This is a genomic window from Brevibacillus parabrevis (assembly GCF_022701015.1).
GTDB classification, from domain to species: Bacteria; Bacillota; Bacilli; order Brevibacillales; family Brevibacillaceae; genus Brevibacillus; species Brevibacillus parabrevis.
On the sequence record NZ_CP064090.1, the window covers coordinates 4,045,408 to 4,060,760 of the forward strand.

1 protein-coding gene is annotated in these 15,353 nt (G+C 56.4%); it reads right to left on the reverse strand.

The features are described from left to right. Positions 1-20: 20 nt before the first annotated feature. Complete coding sequence (gene lgrD, locus IRJ17_RS18545; protein ID WP_242771481.1) at positions 21-15,278, reverse strand: linear gramicidin non-ribosomal peptide synthetase LgrD; 15,258 nt, start codon at positions 15,276-15,278, stop codon at positions 21-23. Positions 15,279-15,353: the final 75 nt, after the last annotated feature.

Consider the following 15,353-nt stretch of genomic DNA (forward strand, 5'->3'; position numbering starts at 1 on the left):
TCGGGTGGACTGTTTTTGTGTCAGTTCCGTGTATTTTGTGTCACACGCAATTGACCGGTTCTGGCAAAGTAATCGAGAACTTTCGCAAACACTTCTTCGTCGATTTCCGGGCACTCGATGTCAGCCTGGCGCAACAGACGAGTCGTTTTATTGCCGACGTAAACGACGCTGCCCCTGCTGCTGTGACCGTCCGAGAACAGATTGCCGAGCGGTGCGGCCGAGTTGGCGTCCATGCCTTTGTCCTTCGCGTCTTCCTGCACGGCTTCGATCCATTCGTCCATCGTGACTCGTTCCAGCTCAAAGCCTTTGTTCTCGATGGCTGCGATCAAGTCGTCGTAATCGGTTGCGTTCGGATTGAGCAGGTGGAAGTTGCTGTTCACGCTGTGCTCGGTCATGGAGAGGTGAACGATTCCTTTACTTGCAAAATCGACTGGCATCATGTCCAAATCGCCGCTCATGTCAGGAGCTTTGCCCAAATCGATGATTCCGGCGGCAATTCTCCACATCAGGTCGTCTTTTTGGCATGCCCCTGTTTCGCTGTCGCCCGTCATCCGGCCGCAACGGTAGATCGCTGTCGGAATACCGCGCTGGCGAGCCAGGTTGACGATGTGCTCGGCGACCCATTTGCTCTGCGTATAGCCGGAAGTGAGGATGCGGCTGTTCTCCGGCATGTCTTCCTCGCGAACAGCGACGGATTCCTCGCCTTCCTCCGAGGCAAAGGTGAAAATCGTCGAGACGAAGTGGACAGGCTTGGTCTTTTTGGCCGCAGCCAGGCGAATAATTTCCTCCGTGCCGATGACGTTTGCCTTTTTCAAGGCGGCGTACGGATAAACGAAGTTGACCAAGGCGCCGTTGTGGTAGATGACATCGACTGTTGCGGCCAGCGCGTCAAACTGCCCGGCAGACAGCCCGAGTCGCGGCTGAGCCAAATCGCCGATTACCGGAATGATTCTGTGTGCCTGAGCTTCATCCCACAGCTCGTACAGCTGCAACGTTTTGCGCAGGCGGACCAGTCCTTCTTCTTCGCCAGAAGCGCGAACGAGGCAGTAAATGTCTGCATCTGTCATCTGCAACAGGTCGCGCAGCAGGAAGGCTCCGAGGAAGCCTGTAGCTCCTGTCAATAATGCCGCCTGGAACTGGCTCGGGTCGCCTTCGTACGGCTGTTCGGCCAAAATCGCCGGATCGAGCGCGACTTCATCCTGAAGACCTTTGGCGTCGATCTCCTGGGAAACGGACGTCAAACCGTGTTTGATAATTTCCTCGATCGTCTTGGCCATCCCCGCGATCGTCGGCGTCTCGAACAAGATGCGCAACGGCACTTCCAGTTGCAGCTCTTCGCGCACTTTAAAAATCAGTTGCGTAGCGAGCAGCGAGTGTCCGCCGATCTCAAAGAAATTGTCGTGCACGCCGATCGTTTCCATTTCCAGCACCGCAGCCCAATGCGCGTGCAGCATGATTTCCACTGGCGTTTGCGGCGCGACGTATTCGACTCCCGCTTCCGAGCGGTCGTATTCCGGCTTCGGCAGCGCTTTGCGATCGAGCTTGCCATTTGGCGTCTTCGGCAAGCTGTCCAAAATCATGTAATGCTGCGGAATCATGTACGCTGGCAGCTTGTCGGCCAAAAAGTGATTCAGATCGTGAATCTTGCTTGTGCAATCGGCCTCGAACACGATGTACGCAACCAGGCACTTGTCGCCTTCCCGATCTTCACGGGCGAGCAGCACGACCTCTTTGACGCCCGGGAAGCGGTTCAGCACGGACTCGATTTCGCCCAGCTCGATGCGGTAGCCACGGATTTTCACCTGGTAATCGACGCGGCCGACAAACTGGAGATTTCCGTCCGGCAAGTAGCGCACGAGGTCGCCAGTCCGGTACATTCTCGCTCCCGGTTCGCGGAACGGATTTTGCACAAAACGTTCTGCGGTCAGATCAGGGCGGTGCAAGTAGCCGCGCGCCAAGCCGGAACCGCTGAGGTACAATTCCCCCGGCACCCCTACTGGCACAGGCTTGCGGTGGCTGTCCAGCACGAAGACGTGCGTATTGAACTGCGGTCTGCCGATTAGCGGTTCGTTCGTCGCTCCTTTTGTCACGATCGCGTGTGTGGAGTAAACGGTGTCTTCCGTCGGCCCGTACAGATTGAACACTTTTTCCACGTGCGGGAAGGCGTACAGCTCTTGTGCCAATCGGTTGGAAAGCGGCTCGCCGCACAAGTTGATGACTCGCACCGAAGCGGGTATGCCCTTCATGCGGACAAGCTCTGTCGCGGCCGATGGCACTGTATTGACGAGCGTCACCTGATCGGCTGCTGGCAAGGCTGGCAATTGCAAGGCATTTTCCGCCATGATCACTTTGCCGCCCATGGTCAAGGTGGCAAACATCTCGTACACAGACAAGTCGAAGCAGATCGACGTGGAGAACAGGACGCCGCTCATCTCCTCAGGCGTATAAGTGTCATGCGCCCAAGAGAGGAAGTAAATCACGCTGCGGTGTTCGAGTGCCACCCCTTTTGGATTGCCGGTAGAGCCTGATGTGTAAATGACGTAGATCAAATTGTCGGAGGTCGCAAGCTTGCCTGGATTTTCCTCGGACTCAACCGCTACCGTTGCCCAATCGCGATCCAGGCAAATGACGTTGGCCTGGTGCTCAGGCAGCGTCGGCAGCAGATGTTCTTGCGTAAGCAGAACCGGAATTTGCGAATGCCCGATGATGTAGGCAATCCGCTCTGCCGGATACGCCGGATCGATAGGCACATAAGCGCCGCCAGCCTTGAGGATCGCCAAAAGTCCGATCATCATTTCGACCGTCCGCTCTGCGCATATGCCGACGAGCACTTCCGGGCCAACTCCCTGCTTGCGCAAATAATGCGCCAGTTGGTTCGCCTGCCTGTTCAACTCGCCGTACGTTACGCGCTGCTCACCCACGATCAAGGCGATGCTGTCCGGTGCTTTGCTCACCATTTCCTCGATCATTTCATGGACGCATTTTTCCCGCGAATACGGTACTTCCGTGCGGTTCCATTCCGTAATCAGCAGCTGCTCCTCTTCCTCGCGCATAAGCGGAAGCAACGTAATCGACTGATCCGGGTTCGCTACGATCTCTTCCATCAGTTTGTGGAAGTGCTCGACCATGCGAGTGATCGTGCTGCTGTCAAACAGAGCCTTGTTGTACTCTAGCGTGGCAAGCAGTCCGTCCGGTGTTTCCACCATCGTCACCGTCATGTCGAACTTCGAGGTGACAGCGCCCAGCTCAAGGTCAAAGCTGCTCAGTTGAATGTCGCCAGCAGGTTCAGCCTGTACCGGGATGTTTTGCAAAATAAACATCACCTGGAACAGCGGAGAGTAGCTCATGCTGCGCTCCAGTTGCAGCTCGTCCAGCAGTTTTTCAAACGGAACATCCTGATGCGCATAAGCTTCCAGCGCGGTTTCGCGAACGCGCGCAAGCAGCTCGCGGAAGCTTGGGTGGCCGGACATGTCCGTGCGCAGGACGAGTGTATTGATGAAGTAGCCGATCAACTGCTCCGTCTCTTGCTTGTTGCGTCCGGCAATCGGCGTTCCGACGAGAATGTCGTCCTGGTTGGTGTAGCGGTACAGCAAAGTTTGGAACGCGGCAAAGAGCGTCATGAACAAGGTTGCCCCTTCTTTTCGGCTCAGGCTTTGCAATTGTTCCAAAAGCTCCGCTTCAAACTGGACGGACATTTTCTCCCCTTCGTACGTCTGGACGGGCGGGCGCGGGCGGTCTGTCGGCAGTTGCAAAAGCGGCTCGCTGCCCTTCAATTTTTCTCGCCAGTAGCCGAGCTGTTCAGCGAGAACTTCTCCGCTCAGCCATTCCCGTTGCCAGACGGCGAAATCCGCGTACTGGATCGGCAATTCCCCAAGCGGTGACGCTTCTCCCTGACGAAAAGCCTTGTAGTTGGTCATAAGCTCACTCAGCAAAATTCCCATCGACCATCCGTCTGACGCAATGTGGTGCATGACGAACAGGAAAACGAAGTCGTTGGCATCGAGCTGAACCAGACTCGCCCGGAGCAGCAGCCCTTTGGTCAAGTCAAATGGCTGGACAATCGCCTGTTCTGCCAGGCGCTTGATTTCCGCTTCCCGTTCAGCAGGCTCCAGCGCACGCAGATCGATCCGGGTCATTGCCCAATCGCCATGCGGCTGAATGACCTGCACAGGTCGGCCGTCCCGAACTTCGAAGCTGGTTCGCAAGCTTTCGTGGCGCAAAATGATCGCGGAAAAGCTCGCTTCCCAAGCGGCCACGTCGAGCTCGCCCTGGATGCGCAGGAAAGACGGAATGTTGTTGATCGAGCTGTTTTGCGTAAATTGCTCCAGGAACCACAAGCGCTGCTGCGTAAAGGACAAAGGCAGCGGCTCCTTGCGGGATACTTTTCCAATCGGTGGCGCGAGCTTGCGGGATGACTGCTTCGTGAGCAGCTCCAGCTGTTCGCCAAGCCCGGCGACTGTCGGGTGTTCAAACAACGTGCGCAGTTGCAGTTCCACGCCAACGATTTCCCGCAGGCGAGAAACCGTCTGCGTCGCAAGCAAGGAGTGACCGCCCAGCTCGAAAAAGTTGTCGTCGATCCCGACTTTTTCCACGGCCAGCACTTCTGCGAAGACGTTGGCGATCATTTCTTCCAGCGGGTTGCGCGGAGCGACGTACGCAGCCGTGATTTGCCCCCAATCAGGAGCAGGCAAAGCTTTGCGATCGACTTTTCCGTTCACGTTCAGTGGAATGGCCGGAAGCCACGTGTAGCTCGCCGGAACCATGTAGTCTGGCAACTTTTCCTTGAGCCATTGCTTGATCTCATCCACGGACAATTCTCGCTCGGCGGCGCTGGTCAAATAGGCAGCCAAACGTTTGTCACCCGGTCGCACTTCTCGCGCAAGCACGACTGCTTCACGGATCGCTGCGTGCTGTCTGAGCGCCTCTGCGATTTCGCCCAGCTCGATGCGATAGCCGCGAATTTTTACCTGATCGTCGAAACGTCCGAGGTAGTCGACGTTGCCATCCGGCAGGTAGCGCACGAGGTCGCCAGTCCGGTAAAGCCGTTCGCCCGGTTGTCCGAATGGATTGGCGACAAAACGCTCCGCTGTAAGCTCGGGGCGGTTCCAATATCCGCGCGCCAGGCACTCGCCGCCGATGTACAGCTCTCCCGGCACGCCGACAGGAACGGGCTTGCGGTTTTGATCCAGCACGTACAGCTTGGTGTTCGGGAACGGACGGCCGATTGTCGGGGTATCGTCGTCAAGCGTCAACTGTTTGATCACGGTGCCGACTGTCGCTTCGGTCGGGCCGTAGCAGTTGAAAAATTTTCGTCCTGTTGCATAACGGGCAACCAGTTCGCGGCTGCAAGCATCTCCCCCTACTTCCAGCACGGCGAGATCCGGGTATTCCGCCACAGGTAGCGAAGCCAGCAAGGAGGATGCCATCGATACTTTGCTGATGCGGCGCTCGCGCAACGTGCGGACGAGGTCCGGCCCTGGCAACAGCGACTCGCGATCTTCGATGACCAGCGTCCCGCCTGAAAGCAGCGCCTGCCAAATTTCCGAAACCGAGACGTCGAAGCTGAATGAGGTGAATTGCAGGACGCGACTGGATTCGTCCAATCCGAAATAGGCGATGTACGCCTGCACCATGTTCATCGCACTGCGATGCTCGACAGCTACCCCTTTTGGCAGCCCGGTCGTACCCGATGTGTAGATGACATAAGCGAGATTCGTGGACGCAACATCCGTCTGAATGTTGTCCACGTCTACATGCGCACGATCCGCGAACAGCTTCTCGCCCAGGCAAATGACCGGAGCTGCCGCTTGCGTGAACTTGTCCGCAAGTCCCGCTTGGGTCAGCACGACGACCGCTTGCGAGTCATCCAGCATGTAGGCGATCCGTTCTTCGGGATGGGCAGGATCAATCGGGACATAGGCAGCTCCCGCTTTCAGCACGCCGAGAATGCCGATGATCATTTCCATGGAGCGCTCCACGCAAATCGCTACAGTCGTGTCAGGCTTAACGCCTTGGGCGAGCAGCAGATGAGCCAGCTGGTTTGCCCGCTCGTTCAGTCCGGCGTAGCTCAAGCCTTGCTCTTTGTATTCAAGCGCAATGTTTTCGGGCGTTTTCGCCGCTTGCTGTTCAAAGGCGTGATGGAGGCAAAGCTCGCGCGGATACTCTTTTTCCGTGCGGTTCCAGTCGATCAGTACCTGCTTGCGCTCGTCTTCATCCATCAACGCGACGTCATTCAGACGCAGCTCCGGCGATTTGCTCATATAGACCATCAGACGGGTCATCTGGTTCAACACGCGCTCGATCATGGCGTCATCGAAGCGATCCTGGTCATACTTCAGCTTGAACGCCACTTGTTTGCCAGGCGCTGCGACCAACGTCAGCGGATAGTTCGTTTGCTCGACTGCCGCTACATCGTGAATTTCCAGAGAAACGCCGGATGTCGCAGATGCAGCCTCGTCTTCGCCTTTTTTGGCTGCTTGCACAGTCGGATAGTTCTCAAACACGAGAATCGATTCAAACAGCGCAGACCCGCGCGGCAGTTCACTCCAGCCCTGGATGTCGAACAGCGGCGTGTATTCGTACTCGCGAATTTCCAACTGTCGTCGCTGCAAGTCTTTCAGCCAGGCAAGCAAAGTCGCATCCGTCTGCAACGGAACCCGCACAGGCAGCGTATTGATGAACGAACCGACCATCGTCTCGACACCGGGAAGGTCAGCCGGACGCCCTGAACCTGTCGCCCCGAAAAGCACTTCCTCTTCCCCGCTGTAGCTTCCCAAAATCCAGCCCCATGCCCCTTGCACGAGTGTATTGAGCGTCAGCTGATGCTCGCGCGTGACGCTTTGCAAATGCTCGGTCGCTTCCTCTGACAAAAGGACGCTTTGCTCCTTGTACTGCTTCTGCTGCGAAGCGGCAACATTTTTGCCCATTCCCAAAGAAGTCGGCTCGTGGAAGCCTTTTAGCTGATCTGTCCAGAATGGCTTCGCTTTTTCCCTATCCTGGCGCTTCAGCCAGGCAATGTACTGGGAGAACGGCTGCGAAGGCACAAGCTTTCCTTCTCGCCCCTCACTGATTGCAGCATAGTGGGCAAGCAGTTCGTTCAACACGATCGGAACGCTCCAACCGTCAAGCAAAACGTGATGGAAGCTCCAGACGAAGCGATACTCCTCGTCTTTGGTCTGGAAGACGACCCAGCGAGACAATGGCGCTTGCGCAATATCGAAGCTGCGTCTGCGGTCTTCTTCCAGGAAAGCGGCCAGCATCTCGTCCTGCACATCTGCTTGCAGGTGGCGCCAGTCTTCCTTGGTGAGCGTGACTTTCACGTCTTTTCGCACGACCTGGTGCGGCTCGCTCAGTCCTTCCCAAACGAAGTGCGTCCGCAAAATGGAGTGGCGATCCAGCACGTTTTGCCACGCTTTTTCCAGGACAGACACGTCCAGGTTTTGGAACGTGACCGCAAATTGCACGACGTAATCGCCGCTGTCCTGGCTGTACAAGGAATGGAACAGCATCCCTTGCTGAAGCGGAGACAACGTGTACACATCCTCGATTTGTCGGTCGAAACCGATGTGTTTGTCGATCTGCTTTTGCTCCAGTACAGCCAACGGGAAGTCGGACGGGGAGTACCCTCCTGCTTCCGGCAGTGTGCAATGGGCGACAATCTCGCGCAAGGCAGCCATGAAGCTCTCCGCTACTGCCGCAATCGTACTCTCTCGATGAAGCTTCTCGCTGTACCGCCAAGTCACGTGGAGCTGTTCCCCTGCCACTACGCTGTTTACGTCGAGCAGGTGATGCCTTTGCGCGCTCGGGCAAAGATTCGCTCCGCTGGACTCAGGTGCCGAGCCAAACAAGGAATCGCTGCCGACGATCTGATCAATTTTGCCCATGTAGTTGAACAATACGTCGGCTTGTATGCGGGATATGGCATCGACGATCTCCGGTTCCGCATGGAGGTAGCGGAGCACGCCGTAGCCAAGTCCTTTGTTCGGGATGGCGCGCAGTTCTTCTTTCGTTGTCAAAAGCGCCCGTCTCACCGAAAATGTCTCGTCCCATTGCAGGTGTACCGGATACATGCTGGTGAACCAGCCGACGGTGCGGGACAAATCCAGATGTTCCGCCAGTTCTTCGCGTCCGTGTCCTTCGACGTTGACGAACACCGAACGTTTGCCCGTCCACTGACCGAGCGCCTTGGCCAAAGCGGCCAGCAAGACGTCATTGATCTGGGTACGGTACGCTTGCGGCACCTGCTGCAAAAGTGCTTTCGTCTCTTCGACGGTCAAGGAAAAATGAACGGACTTGACTGTCGCTTCCGTATTTTCCGCACTATCTGGCATGTCTACGGGCAGTTCAGCCGAATGGACGGAGGACTTGGACAGCCAATAGCTTTTTTCATGCTTGAACGCTTCGGAATGCGCGTAGCGCTCCAGTTCTTGCGCCCACTCTTTGTAGGACGTAGTTTTCGCTGGCAGCTTCACCTCTTGACCTGCGGCGATTTGCTGGTAGGCATGCTGCAAGTCTTCGAGGATGATCCGCCACGACACGCCGTCTACAACCAGGTGATGGGCGACGATCAGGAGGCGGCCCGGCACCTCTTTTCCGAGATGGAAGTAGATGGTTTGCACGACTTGCCCGGCACGCAAATTCAGTTGCGTCTGCGTCTCGTTGGCAATCGCTTCGATGGCACTGGCTTGTTCCTCTGGTGCAAGCTGGGACAAATCTTCCACGCGAAACGGAATCGTCTCGCTTGGCGCATCCATCGCTTGCAGCCAGCCGCTTTCGCTTTGTGTATAGCGCATGCGGAAAGCATCGTGCTGGAACATGAGCTGTCCGACCGCTTGTTTCAGCGCCGCAGGATCGATGCCAGCCTGAATGGAAAGCAGCACGGACTGGTTCCAATGATCGCGGTTTGCCAAAGGAAGCTGGAAGAACCACTTCTGAATCGGCAAAAGCGGCAGCTCGCCTGTGACGGCTCCTTGTTCCGCTTGCACCGCTGCTTTTTCCTCCACGATCTCCGCCAGTTCCGCGATCGTCTGGTATTCGAACAGCTGCTTCGGCGCAAGCGACAACCCTGCCTGATTCGCGCGGGACACGATCTGGATGCTGAGAATCGAGTCGCCGCCCAGTTCGAAGAAATTGTCGTGTATCCCGATTTGTTCGATCCCGAGCACGTCTTTCCAGATGGCCGCCAAGCGCCGTTCTTTTTCTGTCGAAGGCGAGACGAACTCTCCTTCCAGCTCCGGACGTTGGAAATCCGGCGCGGGCAAATTTTTACGGTCTACCTTGCCGTTTGGCGTGAGCGGCAAGTACGCCAGCTGGGTGAAAAATGCCGGAACCATGTAATCCGGCAATGTTTCCTTGAGCGCTTTGCGAATGTCGCCTGTCGCAAGCGCCGCCCCTTCCTCCAAAACGAGGTAGGCAGCCAGGCGCTTCGTTCCTTGCTTGTCGGTGCAAACGGTGACGACCGCTTCTTTTACCGCTGGCAAGGCAACAATTGCCGTTTCCACTTCTCCCAGCTCCACACGGAATCCGCGAATGCTCGTCTGATCGTCGGCACGACCGATGAACTCGATACTGCCGTCCGGCAAGGAGCGCACCAAATCTCCTGTGCGATAGAGACGTGCCCCTGCTTTCTCCGTGAATGGATGAGCGACAAAGCGCTCTTGCGTCAAATCGGGACGATTCAGGTAACCGCGCGCAAGGGAACTTCCGCCGATGTACAGTTCACCGGAAACGCCTACAGGAACAGGCTGCCTATGGGCATCGAGAATGTACACCTGAACGTTGTCGATCGGACGGCCAATCGTGGGAGCGGCCGTTTGCCCTGCCTCTTTCGGAACGATGCCCGCCGTCGCCACGACCGTATTTTCAGTAGGGCCGTATTGGTTTACGAGAGTGAACGGAATCTTCTCTGACGGGTAGTGATGCAGCTTGTCTCCGCCTGTCAGCATGTAGCGAAGCGCAGTATCGCCCGGCCACTCCAAAGCGAGCATGCTCTCCGTCAGCGGCGTCGGCAAAAAGCTTACGGTAATGTTCGAAGCGACGAGCCAGTCACGCAGTTTTTCCGGGACAAGCCGGATTTCTTCCTCCGGCAAATACAAGGTGGCTCCTTTTGTTACATAAGGCCAAATTTCCCAGACGGATGCGTCAAAAGCTGTCCCGGCAATTTGCGATGCCCGGTCTGTCGCCGTGACGTCATACGCCCGCTGATGCCAGAAAATCAGATTCAAGAGAGCGGCGTGCTCGATCTCGACTCCTTTTGGCGTGCCTGTCGAACCGGATGTGTAGATGACGTAGGCCAGGTCGCTTGCGGCAGTTGTGTTGACCAGAGCTGCTGTAGGCTCTTGCGCAATCGTCTCCCAATCGGCGTCCAGGCAAATCAGCCGACTCGTGTCTGCGGGCAGTTTTTGCCTGAGTTTTGCTTGCGTAAGCACAATCGCCATGCTCGCATCGTGCATCATGAAGGCGAGACGCTCTTTCGGATACGCCGGGTCCATCGGGATGTAGGCAGCGCCCGCTTTCATGATCGCCAGCTGCCCGATGACCATCTCGACAGAACGCTCGACGCAAATGCCGACCAGACTGCCTCGACCCACGCCTTGCTTTTGCAAATAGTGCGCCAACTGGTTCGCTTTGGCTTCCAGTTGTCCGTACGTCAGGAGTTGATCACGCGTGACGACAGCAGGCTGGTCTGGCATGTCGCGGGCCACTTGTGCCACCAGCTCATGGACAAGCTGCTCCGTGGAGTAGGCCACAGCCGTATCGTTCCATTCCAGGACCAGCTGCTGCTCCTCCACTTCGCTCATCAGCGGCAAAGCAGTGATCGCCTGGTTTGCGTTGGCAGCAACGGCTTTCAGCAACGAGCTAAAGTGCCCGATCATCCGCTCCACCGTACTTCGCTCAAACAGCGCCGTGTTGTACTCGAACGTCGCCGCCAAACCGTTTGCCGCTTCTGCCATCGTCAAGGTGAGATCGAACTTGGTCGTCTCCACCTGCTGGCTGCCTTCCAGCGGCAAAATGCGGATTCCATCCAGCGCGTCTGCCTGAACCGGAATGTTTTGCAGGACAAACATCACCTGGAACAGCGGCGAGTAGCTCAGGCTGCGCTCCACGTTCAACTCGTCGACCAGCTTTTCAAAAGGCAAGTCTTGATGGGCATACGCGCCCAAAGCCGTCTCCCGCACGCGGGCAAGCACTTCTTTGAAGCTCGGCTCGCCTGACAAGTCGGTTCGCATGACGAGTGTGTTGATGAAAAAGCCGATCAATCCTTCTGTCTCCTGGCGACTGCGGCCCGCTTCCGGCGTGCCGACGAGAATGTCGTCCTGGCCTGTATAGCGGTACAGGAACACTTGGAAGGCTGCGAGCAGCGTCATGAACAGCGTCGTTCCTTCCCTTTTGCTCAAGGCAAGGAGATTCGCTCTCAGCTCGTCATCGAACAACAACGAGATGCTGCTGCCTGCATAAGACTGCACAGCGGGACGAGGACGATCTGTCGGCAAGGCAAGCAGCGGTTCTGCTCCCCCAAGCTTCGCCCGCCAGTACGACAGTTGCTCGTCCAAAACATCGCTTGTGAGCCATTCGCGCTGCCAGTAAGCATAATCGGCGTATTGAATCGGCAATTCAGCCAGTTGCGGAGCTTCCGCCTTGGCAAACGCCTGATAGCAATGGAACAATTCACGGATCAAAATGCCTGCCGACCAGCCATCGGCGATGATATGATGCACATTTAAAAGGAAGATGAAATCACGCTCGTCTGTCTGGATGATCGTCGCGCGCATGAGCGGGCCTGTGACGAGGTCAAACGGTCTGTTCGCCTCCTCTTTCGCCAAGCGCAGTCCTGCTTCATTGCGCATTTCCTCCGACCGTTCGCGCAGATCGATCCGTTCCAGCTTCCAGTCGATCTCGGGGTGAATCACCGACACGGCTTCTCCGTTATGGTCCGTGAACGTCGTGCGCAAGCTTTCGTGACGCTGGATGATCGTCTGCAAGCTTTGCTCCAGAGCGTCCATATCCAGCTCCCCTTGCAAGCGTACGGCTGTCGGGATGTTGTAGAGCGCACTGTTTGGCATCAACCGATCAAAGAACCACAAGCGCTGTTGGGCAAAAGAAAGCGGCAAATGCCGATCGCGGGAAACGGGAACGAGCGGGATGCGCGACAGCCCAGATTTGTCTTCGCCAGCAGCCGCGATCCATTCGCTCAGCTTGTTCACTGTCGAGCATTCAAACAGCACACGCAGCGGCAAATCGACGCCAAACGCTTCTTTCAGACGGGAAACGGTTTGCGTAGCCAACAGCGAATGCCCGCCAAGCTCGAAAAAGTCGTCGAAGCTGCCGACCCGCTCTACCGAAAGCACTTGCGACCAGATGTTGGCTACCATTTCCTCTGTAGGCGTGCGCGGCGCCACATACTCCCGCTTCGTGGAAAGCTGGCCCCAATCCGGGACGGGCAGCGCGCGACGATCTACTTTTCCGTTGACGGTGAGCGGAATGGCATCGAGCCAAACAACACCAGCCGGAACCATGTATTCAGGCAGCGTCTCTTTCAGAAAAAGCGCGATCTCCTCTGCGGGCGGCTGTGCTTTTCCCGCTGCCACCAGATAGGCGGCCAGACGCTTGTCTCCCGCTTTTTCTTCGCGGGCGATGACGACAGCCTCCTGTACGGCAGGGTGCTGCCGGATTGCATTTTCAATCTCGCCCAATTCGATGCGGTAGCCGCGAATTTTCACTTGATGGTCGATGCGACCCAAAAATTCGAGATTGCCGTCTTGCCGGTAGCGAACGAGGTCGCCTGTCCGGTAAAGCCGCTCGCCTGCTGCGCCAAAAGGATGCGGGATAAAGCTCTCGGCTGTAAGCTCGGGGCGGTTCCAGTAGCCGCGAGCCAAGCCTTTGCCTCCGATGTACAGCTCCCCTGGCACGCCGACGGGAACGGGATTGAGGTTGGCATCCAGCACGTACACGGTTGCGTTGGCAATCGGGCGGCCAATCGGCGGGTTGTTCATCCCGGCCTGGCAAAGCATCATCGTGGAGCAAACGGTTGCTTCTGTCGGCCCGTAGCAATTGAAAAACTGACGGCCTGGCGCATAGCGTGCCACAAGCTCGCGGCTCGGCGCTTCTCCGCCGACAATCAAGGTGTGCAGGTCAGGCAGATCAGCATCAGGCAAAGCCGCCAGAACGGAAGACACCATGGAGACGGTTGTAATGCGTTGCTCTTGCAAAACCTGAATCAGTTCAGGGCCTGGCAAAAGCGACTCCCGATCCTCGATGACAAGTGTCGCACCCGCGAGCAGAGCCATTACAACTTCGGAAACTGACACGTCAAAGCTGAACGAGGTGAATTGCAAAACGCGGCTGGTCGGCTGAATGTCAAAAGCGTCGATCAGCGCATAAGCCAAATTGATCGCGCTGTGGTGCTCGATCATGACCCCTTTTGGCAATCCGGTAGAGCCCGACGTGTAGATCACGTAAGCAAGGTTTTGCTCCGTCACCTCGGAAGACGCGTTGTCAACAGGTTCATCCGCCAAAAGATCGCTGTCGAGGCAAATCACGTGTGCGGCTGTCACTGGCAAAATCTCCAGCAGCGACTGCTGGGTCAGCAATACGCTCGCTTGTGAGTCGGCAACCATATAGGCGATGCGTTCCTGCGGATGGGCCGGGTCAATCGGCACGTAGGCGGCTCCCGCTTTCATGACCCCGAGTATTCCGATAATCATTTCCGGGGAACGCTCCAAGCAAATGCCGACGAGCGTATCCGGTTTGACCCCTTTGCGGATAAGCCGATGCGCCAGTTGGTTTGCCCGCTCGTTCAGCTGCGCGTAGGTCAGCTCTCTGTTTTTATAGGCGACCGCTACTGCATCGGGCGTCTTTTCTGCTTGCTGTTCAAAAGCTTGGTGAATGCAAAGCCCGCTCGGGTAATCCTCTGCCGTCTGGTTCCACTCGACCAAAACTTGTTGCCGCTCGCTCTCGCTGATCAGGGACAGATCGCCAATCCGCTGCTTCGCGTTTTTGGCAATCGAGCTCAAGAGCGAATGAAGCTGGTCGACTACCCGCTCAATCGCCGCAAGCTCAAACTGGCTTTCATCGAATTTGACTTTGATGTCGATCGTTTTGCCTGAAGCTGCAACCAGCGTAAACGGATAGTTGGTCTGCTCCTCGGAATAGACGTCCACAATCGAGATGGCGCTTTCCCCGCCTCCCGATTTTCCGACAGGCATGTTTTCAAAAACGAGAATGCTTTCAAACAACGACTGGCCGCGCGGGACGTCGCTCCACCCCTGGATTTCCACAAGCGGGGTGTATTCGTATTGGCGAAAATCCGCTTGCTGCTGTTGCAGCGTTTTGAGCCAGTTGATGACGCTTTCCTCCGCGTTGACTTGCACGCGGACTGGCAATGTATTGATAAACAAGCCGATCATCGTCTCGACTCCGGGCAAGTCAGCCGGGCGTCCCGAAACGGTGGCTCCAAATACGATGTCATCCTGGCCGCTGTAGCGATTCAACAACAGCGCCCACGCGCCTTGCACGATCGTATTGACCGTCAGGCGGTGCTGGCGAGCCAATGTTTGCAGCGCTTTGGAAGTTTGCTCGCTGACGGTCAAATCCAGCTCCCGATACTGTTTTTGATCGAGGTACGGATTTTTGTAGGCTCGTCCGAACGAAAGCGGCGTGGCTTCGGTAAAACCTTGCATATACGTGCGCCAAAACGCTTCCGCCTGCTGCAAATCTTGCTTTTTCAGCCAGACAATGTAATCGCGGTAAACTCTGACCGGAGGGAGGCTCAGCGGCTGCCCTTTGCTGAGCATCTCGTACGCCGCAAACACTTCCCCGAAAACAAGCGGCATACTCCATCCGTCGATCAATACATGGTGCAACGTCCACAAAAAATGAACGGTATCACTGTCCAGATGAAACACATTCAGCCGCATCAACGGCGCTTGCTCGATATCGAAACCGCGTTTGCGGTCTTCTTTGGCAAAATGGTGCAGAAACGCTTCTTGTTCAGAGGAAGAAAGATGAATAAGATCGTGTTCGACCAGGGAAATTTTCAAATCCTTCAAGACGACCTGGACGTATTCTTTTACTTTTCCGCCAACGAATCTGGTGCGAAAAATCGCGTGCCTGTCAACGAGGCACTGCCACGCTTGTTCAAACAGCGGAATATTCAGAGGACCTTGCAGCTTCAACCCCATCTGTACGATGTAGGCTCCGGACTCCGGCTCCAGCAAACTGTGAAAAATGAGGCCCTGCTGCAAAGGAGTAACGGGATAATACGTTTCAATGTTATTCATCTTCTCCTGCTCACTCCCATAAAAATTTGCCAAAGGAGGCGCCGGCGTTTGACGCCTCCTGGCAGGTTGTATGCC

Bases quoted from the DNA above. Each gene is read 5' to 3' on its own strand.
- lgrD (WP_242771481.1), bottom strand. From the start codon at position 15,278: ATGAATAACATTGAAACGTATTATCCCGTTACTCCTTTGCAGCAGGGC.